The organism is Sphingobacterium sp. UGAL515B_05, assembly GCF_033097525.1.
Lineage (GTDB): Bacteria > Bacteroidota > Bacteroidia > Sphingobacteriales > Sphingobacteriaceae > Sphingobacterium.
This window is the reverse complement of record NZ_CP109907.1, coordinates 3,889,501-3,911,946: the sequence shown is the minus strand read 5'-3', so window position 1 is coordinate 3,911,946 and position 22,446 is coordinate 3,889,501. Positions and strand designations below refer to the sequence as shown.

Genomic DNA, 22,446 nt, shown 5'->3' with positions numbered 1-22,446 from the left:
TATTTTTAATTCCTTGTTATTAATTATTGAAATAGGGTCACTTCAGCCAATCCTGCGCGCCCTTCTGAAACTTCCAAAATACTGACCCGTATAAATTTCAGCACATTATCCAATTTGACCGGTTTAAACTCCCAGCCCGTACATTCTTTTTCATACAGTTCCTCCCATGTCGTCCCATCTAACGACCCTTCAACTTTATAGCGATATTTGGAGCTATCTTTCTGCAAACGTACACGAGCACCGACCACCTTGGTTGCTTGGTCCAGTTCAAAGGTGACAACCTGCGGGAACTTATCCTGATCTGCAATCCACCACGAATAGTCGTCGCCATCGATCACCTGAGTGACCGGAAAATCAGCATGTGCAGACGTTGCTGTCAGCTTTTTGAATTTTACCTTTGGTCGGGCCAACAGTTCTTTGTCCCATTTCGTGGGTTTAATAACCGCATGATCTTCTTCCTTTCCGCAAAAGACAGCGTGATCACCATCAGGGATTTCCCTGGATGTAGGTCGGATCGATCTGATCGCTTTGCTTCCGCTTTCCAAGCCTTCAGCTGTTGCGCCGATATGAATTGTCCCACTTTTTTTGCTGGTACGCACAAAAGCAAATCCAATTCCGCCTTCAACGACCTGTGGATTTACTGCGATACGTGCCGAACCATCCCCTATTAAGTATCCTTCACCTGTAACCTGAATACGGATCGCTGTCTGTGCATCATGCAACAGGTTGCCCTCTTTGTCACATACTTTAAAATACACCGGAATCATATCGGATCCGTCCGCAACTGGCTGAATGCCATATTCCGGCACCAGGACTTCAATATGATGAGCTACACCGGCTGTATGCACAGCATGTTGTGCGACCACTTTGCCTTTTACATAGGCTAATGCCTTCAGTTCACCGGCTTCATATCCGCCTGCATCAAAAACAAAACTTGGACTACCGCCTTTTCCCACGATGTACGGGTAGACCTTGGCTCGTTCTTCACGGGTTTGCCGCGCTATAAACTTTCCATTTCTGTAGAGTTCAACTGCTTCACAATTTGAATAAATCGTGATTTCTGTACTTGATGTCTTCAGTTTTTCCGGCGAATTATAAGAGGCAATAAATACCATAGGGCCTGTAAAGACGTCCTTTTGATTCAGCCGATAGGGACGCATGCTCTGCATCATGTAATAGGCAAACTTAGGATATCGGTTTACATCGACCACTCCTGAATACATCGTCTCTTCCTCGGCACCACGGGTATAATCGTTATAACTCCACATAAAGTGCCCCCCCATGCGCGGGTTGGCATCCAACATACACCAATCGAAATAGCCATTTCCATTCAGTTGATGTAATCGGCTGCGCCCCTGCCGCATTTGCTCATATTCGTTTTCCGTCAGGCTTACCCTTGGCTTTTCCCCCACACCATCGCCCCATTCCCGGGTCAACAAAGGTTTAACGGCTATTTGATCTTCAAGATAATTGCTCATCACGTTACCATCTTTGGGGTATTTGGACACCTGTTTGTAGAAAACATCATAATAAGGTTCCGTTTCTTCATGACTAAAATAATCACCGGCGGTATAAAACTGATCCCCGGGATATTCAGCATGTGCGGCTTCAGCAATACGCTTCACCACCGACAGGGGGTAACTGGTTTCATTTAATGCGGTCTCCCACAGAATAACAGAAGGTCGGTTTCGATCACGACGGATCATACTGCGCGTTATGGATTCCAAACGATCTGTAAACTCTGCTGCCTTATTAAAATACTGCCATCCCGGAACACATTCGACAACCAAGAGGCCATGGCGGTCACAAGCTTCCAAAAATGCAGGGTCGTGCGGATAATGTGCTGCCCGAACAGCATTATACCCACCGCGTTTCATATCGATCACTTCCCGTTCCTGTACGGAATTGGATGCTGCATCACCGACATAGGGATAGGCTTGATGACGATTGGCCCCAACCATATAAAGATGTTCGCCATTAATAAAAAAACCACCATCTCTGGTATACCGAATCTGGCGGATACCAATCTGCTCGGTACGGCGATCCACTTCGACACCATTGGCAAGGTACACCCTATTTTCCAGGTTATAACAGATCGGATGATAGGGATGCCACAATTGAGGATTTTTGACTTCTATCAGTTGGTCTATCCGCCGACGTTCTTGTGGTTTCAGCTCAAATGGTAACTGCTGCTGGCCCACAACTTTTCCTTGGATATCTTTCAGTAAGGTCAAGAGGTACCCCTTCTTGACCGCTTTATCCTCATTTTTCAATTCCGTATTTATAGCGACCGTGGCATTGCTTTTATCTACCTTAGGATAATGCACAAAAACACCCGAATTCTGGGTTGCATCTGGTTCCAATTCATCGGTAATGCGCAAGGGATCGGAAACTACCAATTTGGCATCCCGATAGATTCCGCTATAATAATAGAAATCAAGTCTATCTTGTGGCTTACCCGGAGGTGTCAATGGATCGTACTCAGCCGACACCCGAACTGCAATCAAGTTATTTGTCTGATCAAAATGAAGCTGATCCGTGATATCCAACGTAAAGCCAACATATCCACCACGGTGCTTACCAACGCTTTTACCATTGACAAATACCTCACAGCTGTTCATCACACCTTCAAACTGCACAAAGACCTTCTTACCACGATACTGATCAGAGAGCTTGAAATAGCGTCGATACCAACCTATCCCATCATATATCGCATCACCACCGTTGTGCTTCTTCTCGAGCTGCATCACGTGTGGCAATACTGCCGGGATCCATTTGGAGTCATCCAAACCAATACCTTCCCCACCCTTAAGATCGCCACGATAAAAGGCCCAATTCGTGTTTAATTGATACTCAATACGGCTCGTTGGCTTTTTCCCAAAACTCTGGAGGCAGGATCCCCATACCAATAAAAGCAGGATTGGTAATGCTGTTAAAAACTTATTCATTCTTCATAAGTATTGATTATTTACCTTTTCTTACCTCAGCAGTATTAGGATAAGGTACGATTTCCAATGCCTGTAAAAGTGCTCCGTTTTCTGTCTGCCTCAGCCCAAAAGTGAGTACATTTTTCTTTGCACCAAAATTCAGCCAACATTCCGGAAGAAAAAATTCACGTTGAGGTCCTGCCTCCCAATGACGTCCAATATTGTGTCCATTGAGCCACATATAACCGTTGCCCGAAGCATTGACCTTAGCCATCCAGGGCACCCATAGGTCTTTCGGGAGTTTGTCCAGATTAAATTCAACACGGTACCAGGTAACGAGACCGTCCTGTTTACCCTTGGGTTGTACTTGATTACCTTTGCGTGGAATTTCATTCTTTGTTTCCAGAGAAACTGTAGCCCAGCTTGTATCATCAAAATCGGGTAAGTTCCAGCCTTGCTGCACACCGGCAAGATCTGTCGAAAACTCCCATTCCAAAGGATGCGTAAGTGCTGTTTCACTTAACGAGAGTCCCGCCTGATGAATACCTGCCAACTCTTCCATCGGTACATAACCATGTGCGTGGCCCAGGTTTTCGTAAGCCACAACAATCTCATTTTCTCCAGCTTTCAATAAGCCGGCAACATCAAAGCGGTTGTCGTATTCGTCCGCGCGAATACGCTCAAAGGCGTTGCGCGTTGTCCAGCTTTGCGCATCGGCACGGTCTGGAAAAAGTCGCTTAGCAGGCTTTCCATTAACGAGTACCGATACAATATCCCGGGTATACATATTGAACAGTAAATAATGTTCACGTTCCGCTTGTTTTGCCGTCAGGACCACATGACTGCGATAGCTGCTGTATCTAAAGTCGTTGATGTCCATATCAGAAAGACTGACCAACTGTGGCATCGTGTTCCAATCGGCCTGCCCTATAGCGTCCTCAGCCTTACGGGCTGTACCGATACGGATTCCCGCCGGTACTTTGGAAGGCCGTTCAATGACAGCAGCCTTCTTGGGCCACCAATCGCCCTTATTTGCCGATTGCCCTTTTGCCACAACCAATATTTTTGATTCCAACCCCGCAAGATCATAATCTACTTCAATTTTCTCCATTTGCTGAACCTGATTGACCAGCTGATCATCGGTTTTGATTAGTACTTTCTCCCCATTTTGATTGACATTATAGATCGGATCTTTAACAAGATTGACACTGTTTGGCAATAGGGTTACTTTTCCCTTGATTGCTTGTTTAGGGTCCGTATTGTGCAGGAATATAAACTTTGTACCATCACTGGCCACTCTCACTCCTCCAAATAATGATTTTGGCGCGCCTTGCAGTTCACAAGGACCTCCCTGCGTGCGGACCAATTTGGATTCAAACTGTTGAATGAATGCCCCTATTTCTTTTGCAGCGAGGAATTTAGGGCCAATAGCCCCATTTTCATGAATAGCGGCATTATAGTCATAACTCGTGGTCATACCCCGCGCTCCCCAGCCATCAAAATGTGTACCACCAAAAAACATATAGTAATTGATACCCGTTCCACCTCCTAGCATAGTCATTAAACCAATAGCCTTGAAATGCCGATCGTCGGAATAATGTTCTTCACTCAATCTCCCCGTGACCAGCGAAAACCACCCACCTTGTAGTTCAGTCACAAACCCCGGAGCATCAGGTTGCTTTTGGCGTAGATCCATCATGCGATAAGCGCAGCTTGGTGCGTCCGATGGCCCGCTTACATAGTAATTATCACAATCGAAAACCTGCGATAGTTCCGGATCTTTGCTCCCTCTTGTTTCATTGGTCAAGCAGGTAAAAACCGGAATATCCATTCCACTTTTCTTCACCGATTCATTGAGGGCCTTCAGCACTTTATCTTTTCCGGGACTCCAATGCGCATCATATTCATTTTCAATCTGGATCATGATAATCCCTTTTTTACCCTTTTCCTTACGTGTGATCTGCTCAGGAACCAGCTCTTTACATACCGCATTAAACCAATGCTGGGACCAGGCAATATGCTGTTCGTCATTCCCTCGCAACCAAAAACCTTCCAGATTGTCGGGGCGGTATTTGGCTAGCCATCTCGGATAACCACCGCCGGAAAATTCAGCACAAATAAAAGGACCGGGACGAACAATAGTATAAAAACCAAACTCTTCCTGCGCCATTTTTAGCCATCTTTTGAGGTCGGAAAAATCAAATTTGGATTGGTCCTGCATATCTCTTGGAATATGGCGTTCATGCCAATTCCAGGGTACATAAGTTTCTACCGTATTGAAACCCGCTTCCTTTATTTTTTGAAAACGATCACGCCACAATTCCTCTGGACAACGAAAGTAATGGAAAGCCGCGCTATAGATATAAACGTCCTTTCCCTCAATAGTCATACAGGATCCATCGTAACGAATCCGTTCTGGCTGGGCAAATTTTTTGACTGGACGCACCTGTTCACCATGTTGTCCAAATGCCATTGAAGCATAAAAAATAATCGAGCAGAAAGTCAAACGCAACACCAAAAAGAGCGTCTCCTTTCTACTAAAAGTTAATTTGAAAATATTCATATTTGATTTAATACTAAGGGCTTTTTACGGCTTCTTGCTACACATGTTGTTCTCGCTGACAGGTTAGTTGATTCATCTTTATTAGGCCTTTTTTAACCCAATCTGGTTTAAAATTGATTGTAAGCAATCTAACAAAGTTTTACACCTTTTTATCGGTGTAAAACTTTATTTTGGAGGCTAATTGTAACCAGGAGTTTGCGTCAGGTTTTTATTGAGATCGATCTGCTGTTGGCTAATCGGCAAATACCTATTAAATGGTTGAAATTGTCTCGTTTCTACTAAGATAGGTTCTCCAATCTGTGTTAATCGCTTATCCTCATTAGATTCATTCGTATTAATAACTCCCATCCAACTACCCTCTGTCTTTCCGTTCAATACGTTTTTGGCAATATCCCAACGGATAATATCTGCTCTTCTCAATCCTTCAAAGGCAAATTCCACCCGACGTTCCCGGCGAACCAGTTCTCTTAACTTGTCTTTCGATGCATATTTAATCCGGTTTACTTTCGGCATACCTGCACGCTCACGAACCATATCCAAACTTTGGTACATTTCTTCATCCAAGCGTCCCAATTCTATCTTAGCCTCTGCAATGGTCAATAAAACCTCAGCGTAACGACTAACAATTAAATTCATGCTTGTATTCCATGGATCATCGTATTGGGAAATCGGAGCTGTATATTTTTTGAACGAAAATCCTGTCTTTGAAGCGTTATTGGCTCCATTAAAATAATCTGGATTACTTACCGCTTTTCCATCTTCATTGATGTTTTTTGCCAATGGATCAAAGACACGGCCATTCCAATCCTGTCCTGGATAAAGAATAGACATTTTCAGTCGTGGGTCCCTATTTAGAAAAGGATATCTACTGTCGTATGCCCCAGTTAATTTAGCTTCGTCAACAGTATTTCCATCTTTCATTTCATACGCGTCTACCAAGGCCTTAATAGGAACGATAGAAGACCAACCTCCGTCTCCATTCGGAAACAATGCTGCGATAAGCCAGTTTTCCAAGTCATTTGCCTTGTATTGTACATCAAGGATAACCTCTTTGTTATTCACATTCGCCAATTGGAAAGTACCATCATAGGTTGGAAACAATTGGTACACGTTTGAAGCTTTAATTGCTGTTGCATCAGTCAAAGCTTCCTCATAGTTACCCAAATAGAGGTTAAAACGCATACGAATGGCCAACGCTGCGCCTTTCGTAATATGTCCTATTTCTGCAGCACTATATTTTTCAGGAAGTACTGCGGCAACAGCTTTCAATTCCTCTAAAATAAACTTCTCAACCTCAGCTTTTGGTGTACGCGTCAACCGTGCCTCCTCAATAGTCGCATAAGTTTTAGTTGCAAGTGGCACGTCACCATAGTTGTTGGTCAATAGGAAATAACGATAAGCTCGTAGAAAACGAACTTCAGCTTTATACCGTTCTTTCAAACTCGCATCTTTAAAACTGATCGCATCAATGTGTTCCAAAAAGTCATTGCAACGATTAATTGTCGTGTAATCGTATAGGTCAGCACCTGGATCGGCAGAACTCATCCCCCCATTTCCGATCACCTGCCAACCTTCGTGTTTGTGGAAGCTATACGCATTATCAGATGCACAATCGCGATACAGAACCTCTTCGGATTCCCAGCCACGATAACAACCAACTAAAGCAAGTTTGGCATCCGCTTCTGTTTTCCAAAATGTCTCTGGTGTCAATGCATCTCCGGGAAACTTGTCCAAGAAGTCCGAGCATGACTGTAAACTAGCTGTCGCCAGCATAATTAATAAATATATCTTTTTCATTTGTATAAACCCTCTCAACTAAAATGTAATATTCATTCCGACAGTATTTACCTTTACCTGTGGATAATACGACCCAGACCCCGCAGGCATTTCCGGATCATAACCCTTTAAGAATTTGGTTATTGTCAATAAATTCTGTCCACTATAAAATAACTTGACCTTGGATGCTCCTATTCGGTTTGCCCAGGTATCCGGAAACGTGTAGCCCACTTGCAGATTTTTTAATCGTACATATTTTGCGTTTTGTACCCAGTAATCTGAAACAATTCGATTAGGGCTACTTATTCCATTATTGTTCTGGATACGTGGGATTGTGCTTGTTGGATTATCAGGCGTCCAACGGTCAAGCCAAAAACGTAATGGACTTCCTGTGTCACCACTGAACTCACCTATACCCGATGATTCAACATAACCGTATACGCCCGATGCACCTTGAAAAAATGCCTGAATATCAAAACCATGGTATGCGGCACTGAGGTTTAAGCCAAAAGTATACTTCGGATCAGTGGAGCCGAGTATTGTACGATCATCAGCGGTTATATTCTTATCTCCATTACGGTCAACGTAGCGGAGATCACCTGGTAGCACTTTGTTGCTTGCCATTTTATATTGTGCCCAGTTCTGAATATCTTCTGTGCTTTGGAAAAGTCCTGCAGTCTGGTATCCATAAAAAGAATTGATGGGTGCTCCGACTTGCTTGATTTTCCAACTTCCGTCCAAAAGGTAAGAATCTCCACCAAGGTCGAGAATACGGTTTTTGTTGTAAGAAAAATTAGCCGTTGCACTAAAATCAACTGCACCTAGACGTTTTCTGTAGGTCGCAATGGCCTCAAAACCTTTATTTGTCATGCGTCCAACATTATCTACATATCCACTCAGTCCATAGGTCGCCGGAGCCAGAACGTCCATAAGGATGTCAGTCGTCAAGCGATCGTAATAATCCAAGGTAAGTGTTAGATTGTTTCCGATACCAACATCCAATCCCAAATCCCAAGTACGGGTCTTCTCCCAAGTAATACTACGTTTATTGGCTTTTTTTAGTGTCGCTCCCGGATAAATCACATTATTAAACGGATAGGCGTAATCCTTCCCCAAACCAATTACAGGAATTGAAGGATAGTATTCTAAAGCACTCTGATTCCCCAAACGCCCCCAGGATCCTCTAAGTTTAATATTGCTAAAAGTCGATTTCGCGAATTCCATAAAGGATTCCTCAGAGAGCCGCCAGCCTGCTGAAAAGGATGGAAATGTTCCCCAACGATAACCTTCGGAAAAACGGCTAGAAGCATCTCGGCGAACATTCGCTTCGAAAAGATAAATACCTTTATAATCATAATTAACACGCCCAAAATAGGAAAGCATGTTCAGGTGTTTTGTATCACCTTTATTGGTTTGTCCATTTGTGTCGCCAGCATCAATGTCTGTTAGATCATTATTTGGAAAATTCTGACGATACATCTCTCCATATTTATAATCATATTGCTCAGCATGATAACCAGCCAATGCACCAATATGATGATTTGAAAATGTACGATCAAAATTTAAGGTAATGTCACCGGTGTACATTGTTGATATCGTTGTTTTCTCGAAAAGCTTATTTGGACCCTGATATTTCGAGGGATTATACCAGATGTCTTTTCTAAATTCATGCGAATCATCCGTTGACGGCCTATAAGATCCCTGTGCTTTTAAAGAAAGACCGTCGATAAATTTATATTGCACACTACCGATCGCATTAAAACGACGTTGTACTTCATCAGTAGTTGCGCCTTGTTCCATCCAGGCAATTGGATTTCCATCACTAATTGTACCATAGTTACCATTTGCGTCTTTATATGGTATCCATGGTGCCATTTGGTTGGCTAGACGAAAGTATTGGCCCATACCACCTACATATGGATTGGTGGGTTCCTGAAGTTTACGGTTCGATAAGTACATTGACAAACCGATATCCAGATTTTTTATTGGAGTCATATCTAAATTTGTACGGACATTAAATTGCTTTTTTGAAGTCAACTTAATAATACCGTCTTGTCCCTGATAGCCTACGCTCCCCATATAGCGGACTTTCTCTGCACCGCCGGAAATATTAAGATTATGCTGGTGCTGAAAGCCCGATCCCTTCAAAAGTAAATCGTGCCAATTTGTATTTGGATATTTATATGGATCTGTTCCATCTTTAAATGCTTTAATATCTTCCGCTGTAAAACGCTCCTTTTTCCCGTCTAGCCGCAATCCCTCATTATACAGTTCTGCATATTCCCATGAGTTCAGGCGCTCGGCCATATTCGTCGCATTTTGTTTACCAAAGAAATTGCTATAATTGATGGTTGTCTTCCCTTCTTTACCTCTTTTTGTTGTCACAAGGATTACTCCATTAGCAGCCTTAGATCCATAGATTGACGCAGAAGCCGCGTCTTTCAGTACAGATATCGATTCAACATCATTGGGATCGACATTTTCCATCGACGATTCAATCCCATCAACCAGCACCATGGGATTGGAGTTATTCAATGTCCCAACCCCACGAACGCGAATTGTTCCATTATCTTTGCCGGGCTGGCCACTCCCCTGTGTGATTGTCATTCCGGGAACCAGACCTTGAAGTCCCGCCGAAAGTGAGCTGATCGGTCTATTTTCCAATTGTTTCGGAGAAATTGTCGCAACTGCACCTGTCAAATTGACTTTTCGTTGTGTTCCATAACCAACCACAACAACCTCTTGTAAATCACCGACCTTCTCGGATAGCGTCACTTGGTAAATACTGCGATTATCAATAGTGGTTATAAATTGACCGTAACCGATCAAATCGAATTGAAGTTGATCCCCCTCTTTGACCTGAATTTCAAATTCCCCATTTTCATTTGTTGCTGTTGCAGCCCCATGAATGACTTTGACCGTAACCCCTGACAGCTTATTTCCCTTATCGTCAGAAACAGTCCCTTTAATGACTCGTTTCTGAATTTTGACACCTTCATTTTTAGCTGTTAATACGCTATGGTTTATTTTTTCAACAATAATTCTATTGTCACGAATCACGTAAGTCAACCCATTTTCTACCAACACTTTATCAAGAGCCTGTTTTAATGGCACATTCTCCAATTTTAAGGAGAGTTTATTTCCACTGCCCCTTAGGTCCTCTTCCAAATACAAAAAGTGGTAACCCGATTGTTTACTAATTTTAGCAAACACTTCCTTCAATGAAGCAGTCTTTGTCGTAAGGCTAACCCGCTGTCCAAAAACATTGGCATTTACCTGACTGCTCATCAACAGCATAGTAAGCACAGTGACCTTAGTCCTATTGAGATATTTTAAAGCATAATCGTATCGATTGAAATATGCTATATATTTTCTATTCATTTGATTTAGATATTAATAATAATTAATTGGTTTTCAACATATTGAAATCGACTTCATCATTACCATAAAGGTGTTTGAAACACTGTATTTTATATGATTTGATCGATTTTGAATTAGGGATTGTATTAGTTTAGAATCTCTACCTCCTTTCCATTTATTTTAAACTCAACGCCACTAAGGAGTGTCAAATCATTTAAAAAATCGATCAATGGTACATTCTTAGGAAATGTACCGCCTATTTTCTTGCTTTTGACCGGCGACTTTGCCACTACAGCTATATTATACCAACGTGACACAGCCTTCATGACATCCACAAGCTCAATATTATCGAATACAAAATATCCTTCTTTCCAGGACAGGAGTTTATCAATGTCGAATGATTGAGCGCTTACATTTTTTCGTTCAGTATCAGCAATGACCTCCATACCGGGCGCCAATTTATAAGCCTTGTGATCCATGTAGAAGGTTACGATCCCCTCAGCCAAGGAAGTCCGGACGAAATGATCACTTTCAAAAGCCTGTACATTAAATTTCGTTCCTGTAACTTTAACCTCAGCCCCCCCTCCAAAAACATGAAAAGGGTGTACCTTATCTGATGCGACCTCGAAATATGCCTCGCCTTCGAGCTGTACTTTTCTTGCTGTTTGTTTATAAAGGTTGGAGGAGAACCTTAACGTAGATCCTGCGTTTAGCCAAACATTCGTTCCATCTTCAAGTGTCAACTTAAACTGTTTTTGGTCAGGCACACTCACCGTTATCCTGTTTTCTAAACCCAAAGATTTCATCTGCAATCCCAATTCGCCCTTTAATTGCGTAAAAGAGGCCGAATCTTTTAGCGGAAATTGTTTTCCGTCGGGCAATATCAGGACAACTTTATCACTGCTATACGATTTTGACTGGGCAATTGTATAAAAAGTATCTGTTGCGCTTGGAATTAAATACAGGTATAAAAAGATAAAGAAACAGACAAATGCTGCCGCAATGCTGACAGCAATTCGGATATTAATCCTTCTTATTTTAGCTTTGCTATTGTTATGTGCTGCTATCCCGGCTTGAATCCGATCCTTCACAGCCTCCTTGTGGCGACTATCTTTCCAATCCCAAGATTCGCCGGAAGGATACTTTAGAATTAGATGTTCTAGTTTTTTTGTTTCTCTTGCAGACAGACGTCCTGCTGCATAGTCCGATAGAACTTTTTTAAGTTGTTCATCTTTATTCATAGTCTCTTCTGTCAGATTTTTTAGGTCTATAAAGAAAAGAGCCTTAAGTAGGGGTTAGGTAGTAGAAAAAAAATTAAAAAAGTAAATCTGTCAGTAAAATCGCAAGAAGTAGCGGTTGATAATCCTTATCCACTTTAAGACGAACAAGCTTCAACGCATTACTAATCTGCTTCTTAACTGTTTTATCAGATATATTTAATTTTTTTGCAATCTCAGCATGAGAAAGCTCAAAATGGCGGCTGAGAATGAAAATTTCCTTCATTTTATTGGGCAACTTATCGATTTCCTTCTCGATTAGACCATCCAACTCTTTAAACACAATCCATTCTTCAATTAAAGAGGACGCTTCTTTATATTGACTTGCATAAAAGTCACGATAAGTATCGTTTAAAAGTTTTCTTCTGAGTTTTTTGAAAGCCAAGTTCCTGCCCATGATAAAAAGAAAAGATTTGACCGATTTGATTTCGGGAATCTTCTCTTTCATTTCAAGGAGGTCCAAGAATGTTTGTTGCACCACGTCCGCCGCTTCATCTTCGTCCAAAAGAATGCGCATCATCTGTTTGAATAGGCTCTCCCAATACTCATGATAAAGTGCTGAGATATCCAATTCAACTGTTGCTTTAGCATTATCGACGACGGTAGATCTGCGCATGCTGCGAATGAAATTTTGTTGGTTAAGTCACAATCTTAGCAAACTAAACGATCATTTCAAAATCAATTTTCATATTGGCTATTCAAAGCTAAATAAAAGCCCTCCCCTTGTCCCTATTCAATGCCCTATTTTTTAACTAAATTCAATGGTTCTCCTGTCATCCGAGTATTGTACCTTACAATGACCTCCGGTTTTTCATCCCCGTTTATATCACAAGAAAATGCTACTGCGGAACCGCCTTTTGGTAGAATGGCAGTCCCTTGTACAGTCAGATCAGCAATAAAACCATAATTCTTGTCTGTCAATGTTGCTTTCCCTTTATGATCCAACAGGATATATTGGTCCTTTTCTAATTTTCCTAAGATTTTGACAATCCCCTTATCGGTTTTAAAAGATGGATTTTCAATGATACCGTCACCTTCAACTTTTATCCGTAAGGCAAACGAACTCTCTTCCGGAGATTCCCATGACCAGTCTGCTCCCCCAGGTTGTCCCGGCTGCATCGAAGAGAGATCACAATGGTATCTTTTGGAGACAAATAATGGATAAAGCATAAATTTAGTGTCATCCATCTTTTCCAGATGCCATTCGGTCTTTGGATCCTTCAACCTGAGTTTCTGTCCGGCCGTAAAAACATCGGCAAGTCGTAATTGATCCCAATTCTTCATGCTTTCCAATAATAAGTCTATCTGTCCATGCTGCTGTAAAGTCTTCATATCAATACTCATCGCATATCCTGAGTCAAAACCTGCAGATTCGGAGAGTGCCCATTCGAGATCTTCGAGGGAAGTAGCCTCAAATTTACGATCCGCTAAACGTACCAAAAACCAGCCAAGCATGCGCGGAAATAGATTCCGCTGAAAGTAAGCCTGATTCTTGATTCGATTTTCAACCTGTCCAGCACGCATCTCCTCGCCCCAGGGTTCACCCCAATTCATCCGCGTATGAATATGCCATAGGTAATGATCGAGACGACTGGCATCGTTGATCAGATCAGTCTTATTCGTAAGACCTTGATAGAAATCAGAAACGAATTTGCCCGTTGCATAGTAATCCTGCCCCGTGTACATACACCCCTCAAGACCATCAAATGAAATCTGTTTCACCCCGGTTTTATTAAAAATATCCGTTAATCTTTTGGCATATTCGTCCTGAAGTGTTAAATCTGGGAATAATGTCTTATAGGGATAGTCCCACAATTTATAAACGACTTTGTCAACACCATGAGTTGCCTTATGCGTACCAAAAGCGCCACGCACGCAGTTTGTCAATACCCATTGTTCGCCCTTCTTCTCGGCCTTACCATAGGTGATCAACTCGTCTTCTATCTGAAGTGTATTGAGTGTCAAAGGCAGTGAAAATAACTCGGTATTCTCCACGACAATCTGCTGTTGGCTATCGTTTAGTGCAGCTGTAAGTTTCAATTCACCTTGTTTTAGCAAATGCTTACTTGGGACTGGTGTCACATAAGGATCGTTTGTTGTCGTAAAATTGGAAAGTGTATGTATACCGATATTGATCCCCTGTTGCGCAGCCCTATCGACTAACTTCTTCATACCTGCATCCGATTCTGTACTCAATTCCTTCCGCCATTCAAAATGCCCCCAGTTCAGGAAGGGATCGGGATGGTAGAGATTTTTAAATCCCGCACGTTTTGTTTTTTCCAGTGCAAAATCCAGATTGGCCGCAGAGAAATTGGTGATCAGATAGGAGCCCATCGCATTTCGAGATACCTTAGCCCATTCACCTGCAATCATTGGATGGGGTAAGCCCTGTTCTACTTCAACTTTTCCTATCCGTGACAATATCTGAGTTTTTTTATCTCCGAAAAGTGCCACTTTGGCCCCAATAATTAAACCATCGGCACCTTCAACAGGCAAAGTCACCATATGATTTAGCCCCTTGACACTTTGCACTTCTTTGGTACTTCGATTTTTGGCCGACAGCTGAAACACAGCTCCGTTCCCGGCATCTACTGCTGCAAAATGACCAAAAGAAATACTGGCCACCGAAAGATTGCTATTCTGTCCTTGGTAGCCAAATTTTGTACTGTATGCCGCAACATAATCTTCGGGAATACCTGCCACAGTTTTAACATGCAATGCTTGCATACCAAATGCGAGATCCTCCCCTTGGGCCACACCAACCACTTCCCCCACGACGTCATGAAGCTTGATCTTAACCGGCCCAAAAACCAATACCTTATAGGCAGGTGACAACTTGAGGACTTCATATGTTATTGCTTCCTTTTGTTGGCCCACCTTCAGTTCCACAGCTTGTCCATCTTCCATCGTGAGCGAAAAACGATCGCCATTAACCTTTAGCGCTTTCGGTTGTATAATTTTTTTGTCTTTATAGACAGATACGATCGGATATTTACCCGCCTCCAAAAGCTCTTTACCATCTACCTTAATGGACGTATAGAAACCCTGCTGGTCAAAATGTATCTGTGTCAGAGTCGTTTTTATTTCTTGTGCCACTACAGGATTTCCAAATCCAGCAATCAACAGGCCAGCTATCAACGTAATATTTTTCAGCGTATCTAATTTATTCATGTATAAATAATCATTCATGGTGTTTATTTCAATTGGATGACGACCCTATAGAAGTCGATTAGTTGTTATTCGGGATCAGTTCAACATCGAACCTATAATTCACTGTTCCACCAAACCACATGCTAAAGTTTGTTCCCCAAACATTGTTATAGAGACAAAAGTGCAGCCCTCCACGTAAATCAGGTTGATCTGTAGAATAGTTCAACAAATCCCGTTTGCCGATTGCTACCAGCAAGGCATCATTGCTACGGATACGAATTTTACCGGCATCCGTTACAATATCTACATAATGGTCCAGTCCATGCATCTGTCTATTCCCACCTTCAACAACATCCAATACGCGCACAGGCTGACCTACTTTCTCCACGAGCATGTCCACAACACCTTCTGGATAGAAGCTTAACCAATATGCTTCCGGGAGACGATTGGCCGGCTTATCCACCAAAGTATAACACAGTTCGATATGTTTTGTATTCTCATCGAAACGGTAACTGCTAAAGATCTGTTTGGGTAAAACCTGCTGTTCAACTTTCCCAGCCCCTGTTAAACTCAATTGGCTATAAAGCTCATTTTTAGCTTTATTATAGACTGATTTTTGAAGAGTAGCCAATAAGGTTCGGCTTTCCGCCATGTCCGGAGTCAGGCCCGGTTTTCCAAAATCCTGGATTGCCCAGTCTACTTTTTGGGTGATGTAGGAATCCCTGAAACGTTCAAAATCAGCTGTCGAAAAACTCTGATAGCTGAGTTCTCCCATTTTCATCTGAAAGCCTCCTTTATTCAGCTGGAACGATCCATCGTTTGAAAATTGCTGCGATGCGTCCACTCCTTCAAAAGTAGGTTTAGGGACTAATGCCAATTGCCGTAAAACATTTTCGGCCTCGGCACGCAGGTCTTTTGGCAGATATTGCAACGATTGATTGATATGGGCTTCCTTTTCGGCCCATGATGCTTGTATCTTTTTAAACGCCGGTAAATTCAAGGCGGCTTGAAAATCAGTAAAACGATAAGTATCCCAATGTTGAAGGTGAGTTTTCACGTCCAATCCCCAGGTATGTTCTGCGACCAGGCCCAATTTGATGGCGAATCGAATAGCTGCATCACTATTTGGATTGATGCGTCCATCTTTCACCCAGCTTTCATAACATCTTGCCAATGCCCTAAATCGGGCCATCATCAGCGGAGAACTGCCGAAACCATGTATCCAAGTATCGCCAATCTCCTGTGTCACCAATGGAAGTTTATCCTTCATGGGACGCAAAACCGCCGCTACATCACTCAGGGTCGAAGCCTGTAATGTAGCATTAGGGTAACGCTTCTGAATAGACGCATAAATTTCTTTGACCTGTTGTACGGTATGTGGTCCGTGGTTATCGCCGGTGAAAACAATGACCATAGCCGTCTTTCCATCAGGCAATATCATATCACTACCATAATCTTTTTGGTACATCAAGGTTACTTCACTTCCGTCTGGACTTTTCCAGCGGCACAACGCCGGGACGTTGGGGACTTTACTTGCTGGATTCACACCGATCTGCAAAAAATCTATGCCGCTCTTTTGAAGCAAGGGAACAATTCCTCTGGTATGCCCCGGAACATCGGTCATCTTTGCGGCTCTTGTTTGTTTACCATATTTCTGATCCAGCTTCCTGGATAATTGCAACATTGTCCCAAACAGGGCTTTGTTGAGGGATTCGGATTCTACGGTATAGGGAATTGCATTCCATACAATATCTCCGCGACGAATTGCAGCCTCTAATTTTGCTTTATTTTCCGGACTCGCCTGTTCCAGGTAAGTCGCAATCAACCAAGAGCCCGTGGTCCAGACATACCGCTCTTTGGCTCCGGAATTCCGAAGCTCTTCAGCTACAGCAATGGCTTTGGGAATAAATTCGTTCATATAACGCTGCTCTACAACAGAACTAAGTTCGGTAAATCCAATATCGAGATGTGTTTTGAAGATCAGGTGTACCTTTTGTACAGCATCATTTTTTACAGCATCATTTTTTACAGCATCATTCGGTGTCTGTCCAACGGCGAAAAAGGTCGTGAGCACAAGGAGACAAGAACAATAAAATTTTCTGCGTTTCATGGATAATAGTAGGTTTATCTTATATCAAATATCGATCATTTTTCATTAAGACGACTGAACATCGCCTATCCCTAATCGGGAAATAAAAATAATTGAAAAAAGCGCCCTTTTACTTCCCAATTTTAAGGTTCGTGCTAGGGATATGCCGCATTCAAGCGACTCAATATATAGGCTTTAACATAAGAAACATTCTTTGGATAAATCAATATGAAACGTATTAAAATCTTATTCTTTCTATCGGCTTTTTTTTGTCTTTTAAGTGCTTATGGAGCATCTCGCCCCTTGTACAAATTCGGCACAAAATACATGACCTTAACCATCGATGAACGTGGTTACATTGTTAACATCATCGGAAAAGGCAGTAAAAAAGATTACGCAGTAAAGGGACATGCTTCTCCGCTCCTTACGCTGGACAAAAATGGTAAAAGTTTGTTACCCCAGACCGCCATTTATGAACCTACAAAAGGAATACTAACGTTGAGTTATCCTGATTCCTATAGTGCAACAATAAAAATTGAGCAGAAGGGCGATTACTTAAAATTTCAATTTCAGTCGCTGAACACCGGGGCTGACATTGACAATATTATATGGGGACCCTATCAGACCAATATCCATAAAACTATCGGCGAAATTATTTCTGTTGCACGGGACGATGAATATGCTGTTGGGATTATGGCATTGGATGACAATACGACGAGTGGGCCTCCAGTTGCGGGAGATATGGGACAAGGTTCTTATATCATCCATAGCCCCGACCCCGATAAATTTCCGATTCCATCTTCGTTGAAAGCAGGACAACGATTTCGCATCGGCGGCGATGGGATCAATGACGTAGCGTTTTACTCCCATCCAGAAGAATACTATCGATTTATGAACGGTAACGGTGCCGAATATATGCCGGAATATGGAATCTCGCTCACTTTGCATGCGCGCAATAGACGCAGACGACAAACCATCTTCTTCCCTCACTTCAATGATTTTCCATCGATAAAAGCACCTCGGCATATGGATGTTGAACCCATACCAGTAGATTTCAGTACATCTGGAATAGCGTTCTACGCTTGCCCTGATACAAGAGGATTGGATGTAATCGAGCAGATTGTACGCAAGGAAGGGCTACCTTATGTTACACGCAATGGAAAATGGGTCCGCCGGCCAGAGAATTTCAAAGTTGACATTGCCTGGTTCGGCAAGCATGACAGCTTAGTTTCCTATGCCAATCAACTCAATCTGAAGGCGGTTCAGGATGAAGGTTTAGGCGAGTATTATGTTAATCCAGGGGATCGTTGGGCTGGCAAAAAAGTAACCTTAGACGGCAAAAAACAGCCTATTACTGCACTAACAGCACAAACCAATCCGCAAGGGATCGCCTATGGCCTCCATACGCTAACAGAATTTATCCAAGCGCATAGCAGCGACGTGCATCCCTATGCCAATGACAGCCTTTGCACGGTACTCAAGACCATATTAGCCGTAAATATTGGCCCTAATGATAAATCCATTGTAGTCAAAGACACCTCCTATCTCAATGAGCATGGTGGTTGGGACGACAATGGAACTAACGTGCTAAAAATTGGCAAAGAACTACTTAAATATAAAGGAGTAACACGAAAACCGCCTTATATGCTGACCGGAGTTGAACGCGGAGCCTTCAAAACCATTGCCACAGCACACCAACAGGGTGATACCATCGCTAAATTACAAGTTAACTGCTATTCAGGATTTATCCCCGACATGAGACTTCAAGATCAGTATGCACACTTTTATGCCAAACTGCTTCGCGATGGGGGCATGAACTATATCGATTTTGATGGTTTTGAGAGCTTCGTCTATACGGGACATGGACAATATGCCTTTAAGCGATTTATGCGTAAACTGTTCGATGATTTCAAATCTTTGGGTGGCGACTATCTTCAGGTCATGGGATCCTGTGTATTTGAAGGGAACTGGCATTACATGACAACCTGTAATATTGGTGGTGGCGACCACATGTTCAATCCCCGCACCAATAAATGGGGCATTGAAGGAAAAGATATCCGGTATTCGTGGGCATCCAATTACTTTCCGCCGACTTTCGGTATCCAATACCTTAAACCGGACTGGACTGTGCAAATGGTCGAAAACCTACAGGCAAAAGCCATTGCCTGGGATGCGACTTATATGTTTGGGATCAGCGAGGATGTTGTTGAAAAAAATCCATATAAGAAGGAGATTTTCACCACTTTCCGCGCATGGGAAAATGCACGCGAAGCAAACGTTTTCTCTAAAAAACTTAAACTAGAAATGCAGAAAGAGGAAAACCAATACCATTTGGAGCAAACTGGCACCAAAGCATGGAAACTCTATTTGGTAGACAGCTTAGGAAAATTCCATTTAAAGAGTTATTTAAAAAAATAGTTTATATTATAATTGCCAGTAAGAATGCTGATCTATCCACATTTTTACTGGCAATTTCAAGAGGTGATCAACAATTAACAGCAAGTTCGATAATCTATCGAAACCCATATCGGCTAGTTACTGCTGCAACCACTGCACCCAAATAAAGAATACAAAAACACCCGCCACACATTGAAGTGGGCGGGCGATCATTTTAAACTACCTACCTGATAGAATGATGCTCCTATTTTCCTTTCACCGTCCAGCCGTAATCAATGTATTCCCACTTAAACTGGTCGCCATTGATGTCAACCTTTAGGTAACCTTCTTGGGTACCATTGAAGGCACCACCCCACCAACTTGCGCAGATCGCTCCTGCTGTAATAAACTGTACACCTTTCACTTTGATTTCTTCATAAAGATGCTGATGTCCTTGCAAAACAAGCTTCAGATTATGTCCTCCAAATAGATCCAAAATCGCTTTTTGATTGGTAAATGTATCTGCATCCGTATAGTGACCATCCAATACAGGATAATACAAAGACAAAAACGGCACATGTGCAACAACAACAATTGGTTGCGTTTTTGGCGTTTCAGCAAGCACCTGTTTTAACCAAGCTTGTTGTTCTTCGCTCACACAGTATTTGCCATTGCATATTTCCGTAGAGTTTAACACAATAAAACGCCAGCCTTTATGCACAAAGCTGTGGTAGCTCTTTCCAAAAACCGATTCAAAAAGGCCGGCCCCATCCTTTCCGTCATAATGCCAAAAACGATCGTGATTGCCGATAGCATAATACCATTTCAGCTTCGATGCATCCACTTGGTCCTTATACTTTTGAAACATGCTTTTCGCTAAAGGCAATTGTTCGGCCTTATAAGCATCGACATCCACATTGTCTCCACCATTTAGCACGAAGTCAACTTTTTTGCTTTTGGCATTTTGAATAGCTTTATCCAGGCCTTCAAAACAATGTGTTTCTGCACTGGTATTAAGGTGTAAATCTGTAAAAAACGCAAATGAAAATTTCTGCTGAGCATGTACTAAGACTGTTGTAACGAACAGACTTACCGTTAAAAAAATTGATTTCATGTATATTATATGTTATTTATATGTTACTTCCAACCAAATACCTGTTTGAGATTTGGATTAAGAATGATCTGTTTTGCAGGAACCGGACGATAATAATACATCGGTTCTACAAACCGACGGACATTGACATCTGTTACCATTGTTCCACCATTGACACCATTTTTAAGATAAACACCGGCATTACCGCCAAAATTTCCAATGGTATAGTAGACAAGTGGTACGCCAAGTGAATTCTTTTCGCGATCGGTAGGAATGGTTTGTCCATCGGGGATCAATTTGATATCGGCAACGCCATCGCCCGTCATATCGTAATTACCCACTCCCGGAAAATACATTCCTTCCGGTATACGTTCAAGCAGCTTACCCACATTCCAGCGCATCAGGTCATCATAACGTGAATTCTCGAAGGCAAACTCAACACGTCTTTCGCGTCTGATTTCAAAAATTACTCCCCGGAAGGCGCCCTTCACATTGGGGTAATCAGCCGCCAATTTTGGATCGGGGTTCGCATTTGCTATATCCATTTTTAGATCGGGCATTCCTACCCTTCTTCGCAATAGATTGATAGACTTGTCGAGATCTGCTTGTGTCAATGTTCCAAGTTCAGCCTTTGCTTCAGCATACATCAATAGAACCTCAGCATAACGGTGCACAGGAAAATCAACGCCATTCATAATAATTTGATCGGATGAATTGACATAGCCTTTCAACTGATGATAACCTGAAAAGTTTTTGTTCAGCTTTTGTACGTAATTTGATTTATCAGGCTGTCTCAGCCATTGTGGATAGACCAAAGTCTGCATCAGACGTGGATCACGGTTTTCAAATTCCTGGACATAAAGCATCTTGTCGTAATTGGGGATATCTGTATAACGCGAGCCATCTTTCATCAGGTACGTCTGTATCAAGTCACGTGAAGGCGATTGTTCATAATCACCAAAAACATAACCGTTAAGCGCCTGTCCCCTATTTTTGTTTTGATCAAAAGCATTCAACAAGATTACTTCTTTATTTTGGGAAAGATCTTGTGATTCAAATAATGCAGCATAGTCCTCATTCGGTTTACCGGTAGAATATATGCTATATTTATTGGTAGCGATGATTTGTGAAGTTGCTTTCTCTACAATGTCAAAGTAATTCTTCGCCGTTTTGTCCAAATTTAGCTCACCGTGATACAATCGATACGTCCCTTCATGCAATGCAATCTTAGCCTGCATCAACAATACGGCATCTCTACCTGGCGTTCCAAGCGCAACTTGTTCTTTAACATTTTTTGCTGCGAAATCCAAATCTGCCATGATACTATCGACAACCAATGTACGAGGAGATTGCCCGTCACGTAAAGCTTCGTCACTTGGGGTTAATGTTTTGCTATACCAAGGTACATCCGAATACTGCTTGACCATGCCATGGTAAAAAATAGCGCGATAGTAACGTGCCAAACCTGCATAGTGGTTTTTAACATCCGCTGCAACATTCGCACGCTGATAGTTTTCTAAAAAGTAATTTATTGTGCGTAAACGTCCCCAAGACCAATCCCCTCCAGCTGTTTCAGATGTTGGCTCTGTTTTGCTGGTCATCATTGTCTTAAGCGTTACGGCAGCTGTTGTAGCCGCATTGTCCGAACTTTGATCCCCTACATAAGTCCAACGATCGTTCATACTCAGCATCCCATTGATATACAGCGAAAGATCCTCTTCGGTATTAAAGAAAACCTCAGGTGTAATCGAAGTTTGGGGAAATCGATCCAGAAAATCCTTTTGGCAAGCGCTCATTGTTAATATAAAACCGCCGCTTATAATTCCCAATATTAT

General features: G+C 42.2%; 11 protein-coding genes. 1 reads left to right on the top strand and 10 read right to left on the bottom strand.

The annotated features are described in order from the left end of the window. Positions 1-23: 23 nt before the first annotated feature. The 8 genes from OK025_RS15825 to OK025_RS15790 all read right to left on the bottom strand — a co-directional run bounded on the left by OK025_RS15825 (position 24) and on the right by OK025_RS15790 (position 17,163). Positions 24-2,948 carry a glycoside hydrolase family 2 TIM barrel-domain containing protein gene (locus tag OK025_RS15825; RefSeq protein ID WP_317665175.1) on the bottom strand — a complete coding sequence of 975 codons (2,925 nt, stop codon included), beginning with the start codon at positions 2,946-2,948 and terminating at the stop codon, positions 24-26. 16 nt (positions 2,949-2,964) lie between these two features. Further along, positions 2,965-5,490 (bottom strand): beta-galactosidase, encoded by a 2,526-nt coding sequence (locus tag OK025_RS15820; protein ID WP_317665174.1) that lies wholly within the window; start codon positions 5,488-5,490, stop codon positions 2,965-2,967. A 177-nt stretch (positions 5,491-5,667) separates the two neighbouring features. Then, positions 5,668-7,287 carry a RagB/SusD family nutrient uptake outer membrane protein gene (locus OK025_RS15815; protein ID WP_317665172.1) on the bottom strand — a complete coding sequence of 540 codons (1,620 nt, stop codon included), beginning with the start codon at positions 7,285-7,287 and terminating at the stop codon, positions 5,668-5,670. A gap of 18 nt (positions 7,288-7,305) precedes the next feature. Beyond that, positions 7,306-10,647 carry a TonB-dependent receptor gene (locus OK025_RS15810; RefSeq protein WP_317665170.1) on the bottom strand — a complete coding sequence of 1,114 codons (3,342 nt, stop codon included), beginning with the start codon at positions 10,645-10,647 and terminating at the stop codon, positions 7,306-7,308. A 125-nt stretch (positions 10,648-10,772) separates the two neighbouring features. Then, the gene (locus OK025_RS15805) at positions 10,773-11,867 is read right to left on the bottom strand and encodes a FecR family protein (protein WP_317665168.1); all 1,095 of its coding nucleotides are present in this window, start codon (positions 11,865-11,867) and stop codon (positions 10,773-10,775) included. Between the two features lie 73 nt (positions 11,868-11,940). Then, entirely contained in the window at positions 11,941-12,519 is a 579-nt protein-coding gene (locus tag OK025_RS15800) for a sigma-70 family RNA polymerase sigma factor (RefSeq protein WP_317665166.1), read from the bottom strand. Between the two features lie 125 nt (positions 12,520-12,644). Continuing rightward, a complete protein-coding gene (locus OK025_RS15795) occupies positions 12,645-15,092 on the bottom strand; it encodes a hypothetical protein (protein WP_317665164.1) in 2,448 nt (815 codons plus the stop codon). Between the two features lie 40 nt (positions 15,093-15,132). Continuing rightward, complete coding sequence (locus OK025_RS15790) at positions 15,133-17,163, bottom strand: DUF5054 domain-containing protein (RefSeq protein WP_317665162.1); 2,031 nt, start codon at positions 17,161-17,163, stop codon at positions 15,133-15,135. A gap of 207 nt (positions 17,164-17,370) precedes the next feature. Here OK025_RS15790 and OK025_RS15785 point away from each other — a divergent pair, with 207 nt between their 5' ends. Continuing rightward, positions 17,371-19,560 (top strand): hypothetical protein, encoded by a 2,190-nt coding sequence (locus OK025_RS15785; protein WP_317665160.1) that lies wholly within the window; start codon positions 17,371-17,373, stop codon positions 19,558-19,560. A 223-nt stretch (positions 19,561-19,783) separates the two neighbouring features. Here OK025_RS15785 and OK025_RS15780 read toward each other — a convergent pair whose 3' ends face one another. Beyond that, complete coding sequence (locus OK025_RS15780) at positions 19,784-20,632, bottom strand: metallophosphoesterase family protein (protein WP_317665158.1); 849 nt, start codon at positions 20,630-20,632, stop codon at positions 19,784-19,786. Positions 20,633-20,655: 23 nt separating this feature from the next. Beyond that, a complete protein-coding gene (locus OK025_RS15775) occupies positions 20,656-22,407 on the bottom strand; it encodes a RagB/SusD family nutrient uptake outer membrane protein (protein WP_317665156.1) in 1,752 nt (583 codons plus the stop codon). Positions 22,408-22,446: the final 39 nt, after the last annotated feature.

Excerpts from the sequence above, each read along its gene's own strand:
- OK025_RS15825 (WP_317665175.1), bottom strand. The coding sequence starts at position 2,948 with ATGAATAAGTTTTTAACAGCATTACCAATCCTGCTTTTATTGGTATGG.
- OK025_RS15820 (WP_317665174.1), bottom strand. The coding sequence starts at position 5,490 with ATGAATATTTTCAAATTAACTTTTAGTAGAAAGGAGACGCTCTTTTTG.
- OK025_RS15815 (WP_317665172.1), bottom strand. The coding sequence starts at position 7,287 with ATGAAAAAGATATATTTATTAATTATGCTGGCGACAGCTAGTTTACAG.
- OK025_RS15810 (WP_317665170.1), bottom strand. The coding sequence starts at position 10,647 with ATGAATAGAAAATATATAGCATATTTCAATCGATACGATTATGCTTTA.
- OK025_RS15805 (WP_317665168.1), bottom strand. The coding sequence starts at position 11,867 with ATGAATAAAGATGAACAACTTAAAAAAGTTCTATCGGACTATGCAGCA.
- OK025_RS15800 (WP_317665166.1), bottom strand. The coding sequence starts at position 12,519 with ATGCGCAGATCTACCGTCGTCGATAATGCTAAAGCAACAGTTGAATTG.
- OK025_RS15795 (WP_317665164.1), bottom strand. The coding sequence starts at position 15,092 with ATGAATGATTATTTATACATGAATAAATTAGATACGCTGAAAAATATT.
- OK025_RS15790 (WP_317665162.1), bottom strand. The coding sequence starts at position 17,163 with ATGAAACGCAGAAAATTTTATTGTTCTTGTCTCCTTGTGCTCACGACC.
- OK025_RS15785 (WP_317665160.1), top strand. The coding sequence starts at position 17,371 with ATGAAACGTATTAAAATCTTATTCTTTCTATCGGCTTTTTTTTGTCTT.
- OK025_RS15780 (WP_317665158.1), bottom strand. The coding sequence starts at position 20,632 with ATGAAATCAATTTTTTTAACGGTAAGTCTGTTCGTTACAACAGTCTTA.
- OK025_RS15775 (WP_317665156.1), bottom strand. The coding sequence starts at position 22,407 with ATGAGCGCTTGCCAAAAGGATTTTCTGGATCGATTTCCCCAAACTTCG.